We start from the raw sequence: 13520 nt of genomic DNA, 5'->3' as shown, positions 1-13520 counted from the left end.
GTACGGCACCAGGCCGTACCCGCCCCGGCGTGCAGGACGACGACACAAGGGGAAGACACACTCCACATGCCGGACCGACGCCGCCGCGCGGCTCATCGCCTCACTCCGCCCTCCGCCCAGGCCCGGGGGCGGCGATGAGGCGCGCCCGCATGTCGCGTACGACGCCGCTGCTCCGGGAGCAGCAGTCGTCGTCCTCCTCGTCCTCCCCCGCCCCCGGCGGGCCGAGCGGGGACCAGCGCGAGGACAATCCGTTCGCCCCGCCGCCCGAGGGCAGGCCGGACCGGCCCTGGCAGCCCCGCCACCGGCCGGACGGCTCCGGCGGCGAGAGCGGCGAGGGCCGCCCAGGGACCCAGGAAGGCCAGGACGAGCCGGACGGCGACCAGAGTGGTCAGCAGCCGCAGCAGCCCCCGGCCTGGGGCAGCCAGTGGAGCAGCCGCCAGCCCGGTCGCCAGAGCGGCGGCTTCGGCGGCGCCCCGGGCTCCAACCGCCCCGCCGGCCCCAGCGGGCCCGGCGGCCCGCGCTGGGACCCCAACGACCCGGCCCAGCGGCGCGCCCGGTACGCGCTGCTGTCGGGCATGTGGGCGTTCTTCTTCGCGCTCTTCAGCCTGCCGCAGATCTCGCTGCTGCTCGGGGTGCTGGCCCTGTACTGGGGCATCAGCTCGCTGCGGGCCAAGCCGCGCCGTACGGCGCCGTCCCCGGCCGCGGCCGCGCCCCTGAACGCCCCGCCCCCGCCTCCGGGCGCCGCACGGGCGGCGCTGCCCGCGCCCGGCAGCGGCCCGGCGAAGCCGCAGTCGACGGCGGCGATCAGCGGTCTGGTGACGGGCGGGCTCGCGCTCGCGATCGTCGCGGCGACGTTCAGCTTCCAGGTCGTCTACAGCGACTACTACACCTGCGTGGACGACGCCCTTACGCAGACCTCGCGCCACGACTGCGAAACCTTGCTCCCCGAGCAGCTCCGCCCCCTGCTGAGCACGCAGGACTGACGGCGCCGAGCCCGCACGGCGGACAGCTCGCGCCCGCTCGCCGCCCGCTCGCCGTCCGCCTTACGGTTCGCGCTTACGGTTCGCGGCGGGCGTCGTCCGGCGGGGACGGCGGCGAGGGCTCCGCGAGCAGGGGGTCCGGGGCGGGCTGGGACTCGGTGGGCGGCTGCGGCTCGGGCGCGCGCTTCCGGCTCAGCGCCCAGCGGCGCGGGCGGGCCGCCCCGGTGGCGTCCGGGGTGCCCGCGGGAGTCGCGAGCCCGGCCATCGTGCCCACACCGGTTTCGCGTCCGGTCTCCCGTCCCGCCTCCGCACCGGCACCGGGTCCCGCCTTACGGTTCCGCTTGCGGTCGGCGCCCGACGCCCCGGGGCGCAGCCACTGCCACCACGGCTCGGCCATCGCCTCGCGCACCTCGGCCGACTCCATGGGCGACACCGTGGGCAGCGCCGCCGCCCGTGCCTCCGCCTCGGCCGCGGCCCGTGCCGCACGGGCGGCCTTGGCCTCCGTACGGGTCTCCCTGGCCGCCGTACGGGCCTGCGCGCGCGCCGTCCGGCGCTCCGCCCGCGCCGCCTTCCATTCCGGCCAGGAGGCCCTGGTGGGGACGCACAGCCGGTACCAGCGCAGCACCATCGCGCCCGGCACCCCGATCACTCCCGTCCAGGCCAGCGTGATCATGCCCGTGCGCCACCAGCTCGGGCCGAGGTCGGCGAGGATGCCAATGCCCAGCGGTCCGCCCGAGACCCCGGCCAGCAGTGCCATCGCGACCGCGCAGCCGACCGCCGCCAGCGCGGCGAGCACGAGCGTCTCGGCCCAGCCCCAGGGCGGCCTGGGCTCGCCCTTGCCGGGCCGCCGCACCGCCGCGATCCCGATGAACCAGGCCACCGACGCCCCGGCCGCGATCCCCGTGAGCCAGACCAGCGGACCGCCGGAGCCGTCCGTGGGCAGCGCGGCGACCAGGGGAAAGTGCGGCAGCTGGGGGTAGGAGGTGATGCCCAGCGGCGCGACCACACTGCCGCCGCCCACCGTGAACCCCGCCCCGACCCCGTACGCGGCGCCCCAGACGATCGCGTTCGGCAGCAGCGCCAGGCTCACCAGGAGCACCGCGAACCGCCCCGACCACACATCGCTGAGGTTGAGGAACGTCACCTGCACGGCGCCCGCGTGGCTCAGCATCGACGTCGCCGTAAGGAGCGCACCGCTGCCGAGAAGGACGACGAGACCGCTGGTCCCGGCCCGTAGCGCGGCGGTCAGCCGGCGGCGCCGGCACCAGCTGCGCGCGGCCAGGGACGCCGCCGTCCTTACGGTCCATCCGGCTCCGGGGAGCCGCCGCAGTCTCTCGCTCACCCGCCCCGGCGGCCGGAGCGGGAACCGTCCGTCGGCCGTCCACACACCGACGGCGGCGATGGCCCCGGCGACGACCGGCAGATGCAGCAACGCGCTGAGCGGATCGACACGCAGCGGCCCGGTCGCGGCGTACACCGCGGCGGCGGTGCCCACCAGCAGATAGCCGCCGGTCACCCAGGCGAAGGCGGTGCGCGGATCGACGACGGACTCCTCGGGCACCCACTGCCCCTCGCCCTCGTCGGGCTCCGCCTGGTAGACGGCGTGCTGAGCGGCCCGGTAGAGCAGCCAGCACGGCACCAGGCTGAGCAGCAGCGGGGTCAGCCCGACGGGCGCGGTGTGGCCGGAGAGCGTCTCGGTGCGCACGAGGTCGGCGCCATGGCCGAGCAGCCACAGGTCGGCGGCGACGTGCAGGGCCCCGTCGGGGCTGCTCTCGGGGGACGAGGAAGTGATCCACAGCAGCAGTACGACCACGGCGAGCGTGCCGAGGCCGAGCCCCGCGGCGACCACACCGCCGAGGAACGCCTCCCTGATGGCGGAGGAGCGCCGGGGCGCTGAGCGGTCGCGTGCGGACACCGACGGGCTGCGATCGGTCGTTTGCGTCACACGACCATGCTGCCAATAACAGCCGTTTCATCCCTACATCAAGGGTTTGGTCGCCGTGTCGCGGCTAGTCTGCTTATGCGTCTTTTATGACGCGACGGGACGGATAGGTGGCTTGCCGTGTTCCGCCCGGGTATCCGTCGCCCGGGAACGCCGCGGGCCCGCACCACCATGGGGTGGTACGGGCCCGCGGCATCGAGCCGTGGCGGCGTCAGCCGGCCAGCGCGGCGCGCGCCAGGCGCGCGGTCTCGGACGGGGTCTTGCCGACCTCCACACCCGCGGCCTCGAGGGCCTCCTTCTTGGCCTGGGCGGTGCCGGAGGAACCGGAGACGATGGCACCCGCGTGGCCCATCGTCTTGCCCTCGGGGGCGGTGAAGCCCGCCACATAGCCGACGACCGGCTTGGTGACGTTGGCCTTGATGAAGTCCGCGGCCCGCTCCTCGGCGTCGCCGCCGATCTCGCCGATCATCACGATCAGGTCGGTGTCGGGGTCGGCCTCGAAGGCGGCGAGGGCGTCGATGTGGGTGGTGCCGATGATCGGGTCACCGCCGATGCCCACGCAGGACGAGAAGCCGATGTCCCGCAGCTCGTACATCATCTGGTAGGTCAGCGTGCCGGACTTCGACACCAGACCGATCCGGCCGGGCTTGGTGATGTCGGCCGGGATGATGCCCGCGTTGGACTGACCCGGCGTGATCAGACCCGGGCAGTTCGGGCCGATGATGCGCGTCTTGTTGCCCTTCTTGCCCGCGTAGGCCCAGAAGTTCGCCGAGTCGTGGACCGCGATGCCCTCGGTGATCACCACGGCGAGCGGAATCTCGGCGTCGATCGCCTCGATGACCGCGCTCTTGGTGAACTTCTCCGGGACGAAGATGACCGTGACATCGGCGCCGGTGGCCTCGATGGCCTCCTTGACGGAGCCGAAGACCGGGATCTCGGAGCCGTCGAAGTCCACGGTGGTGCCGGCCTTGCGCGGGTTCACACCGCCGACGATGTTGGTGCCCGAGGCAAGCATCCGACGGGTGTGCTTCTGCCCCTCGGACCCGGTCATCCCCTGGACGATGACCTTGCTTTCCTTGGTGAGGAAGATAGCCATGGTTTCTGGTGACCTCGTCCCTTACTTCGCAGCCAGCTCGGCGGCACGCTCGGCCGCGCCGTCCATGGTGTCCACCTGCTGAACAAGCGGGTGGTTGGCGTCGGTGAGGATCTTGCGACCCAGCTCCGCGTTGTTGCCGTCGAGGCGCACGACCAGCGGCTTGCTGACGTCCTCGCCCTTGGACTTCAGCAGCTCCAGGGCCTGGACGATGCCGTTGGCGACCGCGTCACAGGCGGTGATGCCGCCGAAGACGTTGACGAAGACCGACTTGACGTCCGGGTCGCCGAGGATGATCTCGAGACCGTTGGCCATCACCTCGGCGGAGGCGCCACCACCGATGTCGAGGAAGTTGGCGGGCTTGACGTTGCCGTGGGTCTCGCCCGCGTAGGCGACGACGTCGAGGGTGGACATGACCAGCCCCGCGCCGTTGCCGATGATGCCGACCTCGCCGTCGAGCTTGACGTAGTTGAGGCCCTTGGCCTTGGCGGCCGCCTCGAGCGGGTTGGCCGCGGCCTTGTCCTCGAGCGCCTCGTGCTCCGGCTGCCGGAAGGCGGCGTTCTCGTCCAGGGAGACCTTGCCGTCCAGCGCGATGACCTTGCCGTCTTCGGTCTTGACCAGCGGGTTGACCTCGACGAGCAGGGCGTCTTCCTTGATGAAGACGGTCCACAGCTTCTGCAGGACCGCGACGACCTGGTCCGCGATCTCGGCCGGGAACTTCGCGGCGGCGACGATCTCGGCGGCCTTCTCCTGGGTCACGCCCTCGATGGCGTCCACCGGGATCTTGGCGAGCGCCTCGGGGTTCTGCTCCGCGACGGCCTCGATCTCCACACCGCCCTCGACGGAGGCCATGGCGAGGAAGGTGCGGTTGGTGCGGTCCAGCAGGAAGGAGACGTAGTACTCCTCCTTGATGTCCGCGGTCTGGGCGAGCATCACCTTCTGGACCGTGTGGCCCTTGATGTCCATGCCCAGGATCTGGGTCGCCTTCTCCACGGCGTCGGCCGGGTCGGAGGCCAGCTTGACGCCGCCCGCCTTACCGCGGCCGCCAACCTTGACCTGCGCCTTGACGACCGCGCGGCCGCCCAGGCGCTCGGCCACCCCGCGCGCCGCCTCAGGCGTGTCGATGACTTCACCGGCCAGCACCGGTACACCGTGCTTGGCGAAGAGGTCCCTCGCCTGGTATTCGAACAGGTCCACGCGCGTCCGTCCCTTTTCCATGGATATCGCGGTCGTTATCTGCGCGGGCGTGCCGCGGGGGCAGCGTGAGGACGCGATCTTTAACGAGGGCGGCACACGTTCGCCGGGTACGCGGCATGTCCGTCTCGCAGGTTATCTCCGTGGGCCGTGCGGCCCTAAATCGCAGATCACACTGGAGCGGTGATTACGGTCACAGATCGCGACCGTTTCCATCTATCTCCGTACGACAACCGGGCAGCCCCCTCCCCAACGAGGGCTGCCCGGTCGACGACGCTTGCCTTACGGTTTTACGGTTTTGCAGCCTGCATGGCCTTCACGGCCTGACTGCCTGACGCCCGCCGGAGCGATCAGACGGTCGGAAGCGTGCCCGGAACGGTCGGCAGCTGGACCGGCACGGAGGGCAGGTCCGCCGGAACCTGCGGGAGGTCCGCCGGAACCTGCGGGAGGTCGGCCGGCAGCTGGGGCAGGTCGGCCGGGACGGTCGGGAGCTGCGGCAGGTCGGTGGGCAGCTGCGGCAGGTCGGCCGGGACGGTCGGCAGGTCCGCGGGGAGCTGCGGCAGGTCGGCCGGGAGCTGGGGCAGCTCAGCCGGAACCTGCGGCAGGTCGGCCGGGAGCTGCGGGAGCTCGGCGGGGACCTGCGGGAGGTCGGCCGGGACGGTCGGCAGGTCGGCCGGGAGCTGCGGCAGGTCGGCCGGCAGCACCGGGAGGGCCGGGATGTTGGCGACGTCGGTCAGGTCGGTGGGCACCGCCGGGAGCAGGCTCAGCGCGCCGTCCTTGGCGTTCCCCACGGTGGTCTGGGCGTTCGCGACCACGCCGGTGGCCAGTCCGTGGGCGAACGGCACGGTGGTGCCCGCCACGTCCTGCGCGAACGGCACGGCGGTGGACGGCACGCTCACCACGACCGGCACCAGGCGGTCGACGGTGTCCTGGGCGGCCGGAACCACGTTGGAGGCGGTGCCCAGCGCGAAGCCCTCGGCGCTGCCGGTCACGACGTCCGCGTACGGGGTGGTGCGGGCCACGGCGTCGTCGGCCAGCGCACCGGTGTCACCCACGGTCCGCTCGGCGACCGGGACGACCTTGACCACGAGGCGGTACACGGCGGGCGGCAGCACGTCCGAGGCCACACCGTCGACGACCGGCCTGGTGGTGCCGACGACACCCTGGACCTTGCCAGTCAGCTCCTCCGGGCGGATGCCGGCGCCGGAGAGGGAGGCGAGCAGGTCATTGGCCGAGCCCGGGGCGGTGGGCAGCTTCGGGGTGGCGGGGAGCTCGGTGGGCAGCCCGCCCGTGACGCCGTCGACGTTCGGCAGCGAGCCGGTGGGCAGCGTGGAGGTGTCGGGCAGGGTCGGCAGCGAGCCGAGACCGGGCAGGCTGGGCACGACGCCGGGGACCTCGCCGGTGGGCAGGTCGAGGTCGGTGGTCTTCTTGACGGTCTTCTCGACGCCCTTGACGGCCTTGTGGGCCTTCTTGACGACCTTGTCCGGCTTGCCGGCGACGTCGCCGGTCAGGCCGTCGGTGGTGTGCTCGACGTTCTTGGTGACATCCGAGACCCGCGGCAGGTTCTCGGCGCCGGGGACGCGGTCCCGCACCGGGGCGGTGACGCCGTCGACGGTGGAGGCGGCGCCGTCCACGGTCTTCTTCGCGGTGTCGGTCACCTTGGAGGTGTCGGCCACGCCGCCGGTCACACCGTCGACCGTCTTGGTCACGCCGTCCACGGTGCTGGTGACACCGTCGGTGGAGGGAACGGCCGGGTTCTCGGCGGCGGAGGCGGCGGCCGAGCCGAGGGCCCAGATACCGGTGGCGGCAGCGGCTACGAGGATGGAGCGGCGAAGGTTGTTGCGCATGGTGGAGGAAGTCCTTCGAAAGTCAAGAGGGGTTTCGGACGGGTAGACCTGACCCGCCCCCGCGCGGCAGGTCTCAACAGACGGGGGTGAGGTCTGCCCTAGCCGGGGAATTCGAGGACTTCGTTGAACCGCTCGCGCGTCGGCGCCGAGCTCTCCGCGCGGACCGTACCGGGCTTCAGCCCGAAGGACGGCACGCCGGACGGCGGAAGAGCGGCCTGGGTGTTCCCACCACGGGAAGCGCCGCTGTCGCCGGTGTACTGGGAGGTGGCCCCGAGCGGGGACCGCGGAAGGGGCAGCGGCGCCGGGGCGCCACCGTCCGGACCGGTGCCGGAGACGGCCGCCCGGACGACGGGCCCGTGCCCGTCGTGGGAAACGGCCGTGTCGTAGTGCGCGATGACGGCCTGGGCGGGTGCCCCGGGCCCCATCGGCTCCGGCGCCGCGGGCGCCGCCTTGTGCACGGTCGCCGACTCGGCCTTGGCCGCGTGGTGCTCGGCGGCCGGGCCGTGGTGCGCCGCGGAGCCCTGGGGGCCCATGCCGATCGCGTCACCGATGCCGACCTCGGGAAGGCGCACCGGCAGTTCGCCGCTGGTGGCGCCGCCGACCAGGTCGTCTATCGGCTTGGTGATCTTCTGCGCCTGCCGCTCGACCGGCTCCTGGATGGGCCGCACGGTCTCCCGTACGACGTCCTCCGCCGTGTCAGTGGTACGCGCCACCACGGGCGGTGCGTGCCGCTCCACCTGCCGCCGCGCCCGCTCGACACCCGAGGGGTCGAGCAGCCGGGACGCGTTGGAGCGGTCGGCCGACGCGCCGGTGGCCCCGCCCTGATCGCTCCGCTCGGCGGCGTGAGCGCTGCCGCCGAAGAGGAACGCCAGGGCGAGGAAGCCACCGAGGAAGAGCGCCGCCAGCAGCGCCCGCCGCGCGGCCACCGTGCGCGGCAGGCGCACGGCGACAGGCATGGCGGACGTGACAGACACGAGCGGGGCCTTCCCTGAGTACGAGTCGTACAACGGGCACGTAAGCGTGGCGATATGGCTTGTGGGCCGCCAGAACAGGACGACATCGCCAACCGGATGGCTGGATTCATGTCCTGGGCGACGGGGATGATCCTTGCACGACCCACAGGGGTCGGCGCAAGCCCCGGATCACTGATGCATCGCCATGTCCGGTATAGGCAGTTGGCGTCGTTCGATGGCCGCGGCCATCACGTCCGGGAAGAGATCGGGGGTACAGGCGAAGGCGGGCGCGCCCAGCGCGGCGAGTGCCGCCGCGTGCTCGCGGTCGTAGCTCGGCGCCCCCTCGTCGGACAGCGCGAGCAGCGTCACGAACTGCACCCCGGACGCCTTCATCGCGGCGACCCGGCCCAGCATCTCCTCGCGTATGCCGCCCTCGTAGAGGTCGCTGATGAGGACGACCACGGTGTCGGCGGGGCGGGTGATCTGCGACTGGCAGTAGGCCAGCGCGCGGTTGATGTCGGTGCCACCGCCGAGTTGGGTGCCGAAGAGGACGTCCACCGGATCGTCGAGCTCCTCGGTCAGGTCGACCACGGAGGTGTCGAAGACGACCAGTCGGGTGGCGAGGGAGCGCATCGAGGCGAGCACGGCACCGAAGACCGAGGCGTAGACCACGGACGCGGCCATCGACCCCGACTGGTCGACGCACAGCACCACGTCCTTCTTCACCCCGCGGGCCGCCCGCCCGTATCCGATGAGCCGCTCGGGGACGACCGTCCGGTGGTCGGGCAGGTAGTTCTTGAGGTTGGCCCGGATGGTGCGGTCCCAGTCGATGTCCCGGTGGCGCGGGCGGCTGATCCGGGCGGAGCGGTCGAGCGCTCCGGTGAGGGTGGCGCGGGTGCGGGTGGCCAGCCGCTTCTCCAGATCCTCGACGACCTTACGGACGACGGCCCGAGCGGTGTTCTTGGTCGTCTCCGGCATGGCCTTGTTGAGGGACAGCAGGGTGCCCACAAGATGGACGTCCGCCTCCACGGCCTCCAGCATCTCCGGCTCCAGCAGCAGGGCGGACAGCCCCAGCCGGTCGATGGCGTCGCGCTGCATGACCTGGACCACGGAGGTGGGGAAGTACGTACGGATGTCGCCGAGCCAGCGGGCCACCTGGGGCGCGGAGCCGCCGAGTCCGCCGGAGCGCGCGCCGCCCCCGGCACCCTGGGAGCCGCCGCTGCGCCCGACGGCCGTGCCGCTGCCGCCTGCGCCGTCGCCGCCTCCGGAGCCGTAGAGGGCCTCGAGCGTGCGATCCATGGCGGCGTCGGCCCCGCTGAGCGAACAGCCGGTGCCGTCGGCGGCCTGGCCCCCGAGCGCCAGCCGCCAGCGCCGCAGCCGTTCCTGGTCGGTCTGGGGGCGGGCGCCCTGGGAGCTCTCATGGTTGGAGGCGGAGTCGCCGTGCGGGTCGGCGCCGCCGTGCGGGTCGGCGTCGATGTGCGGGTCGGCGTCGATGTGCGGGGCGCCGTGCGTCATCGGGCTGCCTCCATGGAGTCGTTGGCGTGCGGGGCGGGGTCGAGGCCCAGCAGCAGCCGCACCGTCGGTACGACGGCCGCCGCGCGGTCCGGGTCCAGCCCGGGGCCGAAGCCGGGTGCGGCCGGGGCACCTTGGCCGCCAACGCCGGTGGGCCCGTCGGCCGCGGGGCCCCGGCGGACCAGCTCGCCCAGGGTGCGGCGCACACCGGTGTCGTACGCGGAGAAGGTGCGCCGCAACAGCGGCAGGACGTCGGTGAACGCCTCGGCGGGAACGGAGACCAGCCAGCGGTCGACCAGTCCGAGCAGCCGCTCGTCGTGGACGAGCAGCATGCCGCCGCCCGCACTGCCGCCGATGAACCCCTCGATCCAGGAGGCCGCTTCGGGCGGCTGGGTGCCGGGCGAGAGCGCGAGCCCCATCAGCCGGGCCGCCTCGTCCTCGGCGAGCCGGCCGTCGTCCAGCAGCAGCCGCGCGGCGCGGCCCCGGATCAGCCCGGGGGTGGCGGGGGTGCCGTCCCGCCCGGCGAGGTTGCGCAGCATGGCCGCCCAGCGGGCCCGTAGGCCGTCGGCGGCGCGGGGCTCGGCCGCCCGCGTCTCCGTTGTCGACATGTCCGTTGTCGACAAGTCGGTCCGCGTGTGTGGCTGCACCCCGGTCTCTGTCCCTGTCCTCGCCGCTGTCCCTGTCCTCGCCGCTGTCCCGGCCGTCTCTGTCCCGGCCGTCTCTGTCTCCGACAGCAGGGCGATGGCCCGGTGCACGGCCTCCATATGGCGGCGCATCTCGGCGGCGCCGTCGGCGTCGAGACCGACGCAGGCGGGCAGCAGCCCGACCAGGATCCGCTCGGCCAGCCCGACCGCCACCTCGCCGAGCGCGGCCGTGCCGGTGCCCCGTACGTCCCCGTAGCGCACCGAGCGCACCAGTGCGGGCAGGGCCTGGGCGAGATGGCCGACGTCCGCGTCGAGCGCGGCCCGGTCGGCGAGCGAGCGCATCACGACGGGGAGGGCCCCGGAGAGCCCGGCGAGCAGACAGCGCTCGGCCAGCTCGGTCACCTCGGCGAGCCCCTTGGCGCTCCGGGCCTCGGTCTCCGCCTTGGCGGTGGCCGCCGACAGCACCGTGGTCCCCCACACCCCCGCCTCGGCGACCCGCACCGCCAGCTCCGGCTCCCACCGCAGCCGCCAGGTCTCCCTGAAGGTGCCGGTGCTGCCGCGCGAGACGACCGGGGTGCCCCAGTCGACCCCGAGGAGCCGCAGCCGGTGCAGCAGGCGGCTGCGTCCCGCGTCGGTCTCCTTGCGCAGGTCCAGCTCCAGCTCGCGCTCCGGCGCCTCGGGCTTGAGCCGCAGCGAACGCTGGGTGCGCGTCAGATCGCGCTGGAGCGGCACCGCCGGAGCCGACTCGGGTACTTCGCCCAGGATGTCGCCGACCACAAGCCGGTCCTGGACGAGCGCGATCGGCACATCCGAGCCGTCGCACATCACCGCCCTCACGGCGTCGAGGGTCTCGGCGAGCCCGGCGAGCGGGCGTCCGCGCATGGCGGCCAGGGTCTCGGCGAGCCTTACGGCCTCGATGACATGGGCCGAGGAGACCGCGAAGTCCTCGTCCCTCAGCAGCCCGGCGACCTTGGTGAGCCAGCGCTCGACGGGCCGGTCCGGGGCGTGGAAGAGATGGTCGTACCAGCCGGGCGAGGTGATGCCCGCCCCGTATCCGCTGTGCCGGGCCAGCCGCCGGTGGGTCCACGGCACCCAGCTGATCTCGGTCTTGACCTTGGGCAGCCCCTTGAGGAGCTTCCGGTCGGCGGTCGCGGTGGTCCGCTCCCCCAGCGCCGGTACGTGCCAGGCCCCGCAGACGACCGCGACCTCGTCCCCGAACTCCCGCCGCGCCTCGCGCAGCCGCAGCCGCATATGGGCCTCGCGCACCGCGTCGTCCTCGTGCCCGCCGTGCCCGTACTCGACGCGCAGCGCCTCCATGGCCTCCGCCACGGCCGTGAACGCCTCAGCGCCGCCGGTGCCGCGGTGCTCGATGACGTCCTCCCACCAGCGCTCCGGGTCGTCGTATCCGGCCGCCTCGGAGAGGACGGCCAGCGGATCGACACGCATCCGCGCGGCCTGGTCGGCGACCGGAGCCGCTTGACCACCCGGGTCGGCTTGGTCCGCCGGACCGGCCGGACCGGGCGGGGCAGGCGGGGCAGGCGGGTTCGCCGGACCGGCCGGAGCGGCTGCCGGACCATGCGCGACCGCCGGAACGGGCTGACCGGCCGGGTCGGGCGCGGCCGCCTCGGCAGACACGGTCGCCGGGTCCGCCGGACCGGCCGGGACAGGCTCCGCCGCCGGGGCGGGCTCGACCGCCGGGCCATGCGGTCCAGCCGGGGCCGGGGAACCGGCTGGATCGGACGGACCAGCCGGGGCGGGCACGGCCGCCGGGGGCTTCTTCGCCGCCATGGCCAGCGAGTTGGCCGCCGGGAGATCGATGAACCGCACCGGAACCTCATGGGCCAGCGCCCACTGGATGGCCGCCCACTCCGGGGAGAACCCGGCCAGCGGCCAGAACCCGGCGCGCCCCGGATCGTCCGCGGCATGGGCGAGCAGCGCGATCGGCGGACGCATGTCCTTCTCGGCGGCGAGCCCCACGATCGCGTCCGCCTCCGGCGGCCCCTCGATCAGCACCACGCGCGGTGGGCACGCCTCCAGCGCGGCCCGCACCGCACGCGCCGACCCGGGACCGTGGTGCCGCACGCCCAGCAGCAGCGGGCCGGTGGCCCGCGCCCGTGGGGCGCCCGTCATGCGGTCACCTCTCGGCACGCGCGGTAGAAGTCCTTCCAGCCCTCGCGCTCACGGACCACCGTCTCCAGGTACTCCTGCCAGATGACGCGGTCGGCCGCCGGGTCGCGGACGACCGCGCCCAGGATGCCCGCGGCCACATCGCCCGACCTGAGCACGCCGTCGCCGAAGTGGGCGGCGAGCGCGAGACCGCCGGTGACCACGGAGATGGCCTCGGCCGTGGACAGCGTGCCCGAGGGCGACTTCAGCTTCGTACGGCCGTCACCGGTCACTCCGTCCCGCAGCTCGCGGAAGACCGTGACCACCCGGCGGATCTCCTCGACGCCCTCCGGGAGCTCCGGGAGCTCCAGCGAGCGGCCGATCTGGGCGACGCGGCGGGAGACGATGTCGACCTCGTCCTCCGGGGTCGCGGGCAGCGGCAGCACGACCGTGTTGAAGCGGCGGCGCAGGGCGCTGGAGAGTTCGTTGACCCCGCGGTCGCGGTCGTTGGCGGTCGCGATCAGGTTGAAGCCGCGGACCGCCTGGACCTCCGCCCCCAACTCCGGGATCGGCAGCGTCTTCTCGGACAGGATGGTGATCAGCGTGTCCTGCACATCGGCCGGGACGCGCGTCAGCTCCTCCACGCGCGCGGTCATGCCGTCCGCCATCGCGCGCATCACCGGGCTCGGCACGAGCGCGTCGCGGCTCGGGCCGTGGGCGAGGAGCTGGGCGTAGTTCCACCCGTACCGGATGGCCTCCTCGGGCGTCCCGGCGGTGCCCTGGACCAGCAGGGTCGAGTCACCGCTGACCGCCGCCGCCAGATGCTCCGAGACCCATGTCTTGGCGGTGCCGGGCACGCCCAGCAACAGCAGGGCGCGGTCGGTCGCGAGGGTGGTGACGGCGACCTCGACGATGCGCCGCGGGCCCACGTACTTGGGTGTGATCACGGTGCCGTCGGGCAGCGTGCCGCCGAGCAGATAGGTGGCGACCGCCCACGGCGACAGCCGCCATCGTGCGGGACGCGGGCGGTCGTCGGCCGCGGCCAGCGCGCTCAGCTCGGTAGCGAAGGCGTCCTCCGCATGTGGACGCAGCGCTTCCGCGGCTCCGGCGGCCTCTGCCGCCCCGCTCGTATCGGTGGATTCGGTTCCGGGCACAGTGACGGTCACAGCTCCCCCACGACTCGTTTCCTCGTTCCGTTTCCGGACGCGTGAACCACACTGCACCACCCCACTGACAACCGGCTGCCCGT

9 protein-coding genes are annotated in these 13520 nt (G+C 73.5%); 1 reads left to right on the top strand and 8 read right to left on the bottom strand.

Annotated features, from left to right (window positions below; genetic code table 11):
• Nucleotides 1-149 precede the first annotated feature (149 nt).
• Nucleotides 150-983 (top strand): hypothetical protein, encoded by an 834-nt coding sequence (locus J2Z30_RS27290; RefSeq protein WP_078956828.1) that lies wholly within the window; start codon nucleotides 150-152, stop codon nucleotides 981-983.
• Between the two features lie 73 nt (nucleotides 984-1056).
• Here J2Z30_RS27290 and J2Z30_RS51055 read toward each other — a convergent pair whose 3' ends face one another.
• The 8 genes from J2Z30_RS51055 to J2Z30_RS27250 all read right to left on the bottom strand — a co-directional run bounded on the left by J2Z30_RS51055 (nucleotide 1057) and on the right by J2Z30_RS27250 (nucleotide 13437).
• Nucleotides 1057-2925, bottom strand: a complete 1869-nt coding sequence (locus tag J2Z30_RS51055; protein ID WP_044573857.1) for a cell division protein PerM — start codon at nucleotides 2923-2925, stop codon at nucleotides 1057-1059.
• Between the two features lie 208 nt (nucleotides 2926-3133).
• Entirely contained in the window at nucleotides 3134-4018 is an 885-nt protein-coding gene (sucD, locus tag J2Z30_RS27280) for a succinate--CoA ligase subunit alpha (protein WP_044573854.1), read from the bottom strand.
• A 21-nt stretch (nucleotides 4019-4039) separates the two neighbouring features.
• Nucleotides 4040-5212 (bottom strand): ADP-forming succinate--CoA ligase subunit beta, encoded by a 1173-nt coding sequence (gene sucC / locus J2Z30_RS27275; protein ID WP_044573852.1) that lies wholly within the window; start codon nucleotides 5210-5212, stop codon nucleotides 4040-4042.
• 347 nt (nucleotides 5213-5559) lie between these two features.
• Entirely contained in the window at nucleotides 5560-7056 is a 1497-nt protein-coding gene (locus J2Z30_RS27270; protein ID WP_044573849.1) for a hypothetical protein, read from the bottom strand.
• A 98-nt stretch (nucleotides 7057-7154) separates the two neighbouring features.
• Nucleotides 7155-8030: a hypothetical protein gene (locus J2Z30_RS27265; protein ID WP_209468861.1), complete on the bottom strand. Its 876-nt coding sequence runs from the start codon at nucleotides 8028-8030 to the stop codon at nucleotides 7155-7157.
• Nucleotides 8031-8198: 168 nt separating this feature from the next.
• Complete coding sequence (locus J2Z30_RS27260; protein ID WP_245388479.1) at nucleotides 8199-9524, bottom strand: VWA domain-containing protein; 1326 nt, start codon at nucleotides 9522-9524, stop codon at nucleotides 8199-8201.
• Entirely contained in the window at nucleotides 9521-12295 is a 2775-nt protein-coding gene (locus J2Z30_RS27255) for a DUF5682 family protein (protein WP_044573843.1), read from the bottom strand. The genes J2Z30_RS27260 and J2Z30_RS27255 overlap by 4 nt, the downstream gene beginning before the upstream one ends.
• On the bottom strand, nucleotides 12292-13437 hold the full coding sequence (locus J2Z30_RS27250; protein ID WP_044573840.1) for an ATP-binding protein: 1146 nt from the start codon (nucleotides 13435-13437) through the stop codon (nucleotides 12292-12294). The genes J2Z30_RS27255 and J2Z30_RS27250 overlap by 4 nt, the downstream gene beginning before the upstream one ends.
• Nucleotides 13438-13520 lie beyond the last annotated feature (83 nt).

It is taken from the genome of Streptomyces iranensis (assembly GCF_017874715.1).
Classification (GTDB): Bacteria; Actinomycetota; Actinomycetes; order Streptomycetales; family Streptomycetaceae; genus Streptomyces; species Streptomyces iranensis.
The sequence above is the reverse complement of the archived record's forward strand: the minus strand, read 5'-3'. Positions and strand labels throughout refer to the sequence as shown.

Coding starts and splice junctions, on each gene's coding strand:
- sucD (WP_044573854.1), bottom strand. CDS start 4,018: ATGGCTATCTTCCTCACCAAGGAAAGCAAGGTCATCGTCCAGGGGATG.
- J2Z30_RS27260 (WP_245388479.1), bottom strand. CDS start 9,524: ATGACGCACGGCGCCCCGCACATCGACGCCGACCCGCACATCGACGCC.
- J2Z30_RS27255 (WP_044573843.1), bottom strand. CDS start 12,295: ATGACGGGCGCCCCACGGGCGCGGGCCACCGGCCCGCTGCTGCTGGGC.
- J2Z30_RS27270 (WP_044573849.1), bottom strand. CDS start 7,056: ATGCGCAACAACCTTCGCCGCTCCATCCTCGTAGCCGCTGCCGCCACC.
- J2Z30_RS27290 (WP_078956828.1), top strand. CDS start 150: ATGTCGCGTACGACGCCGCTGCTCCGGGAGCAGCAGTCGTCGTCCTCC.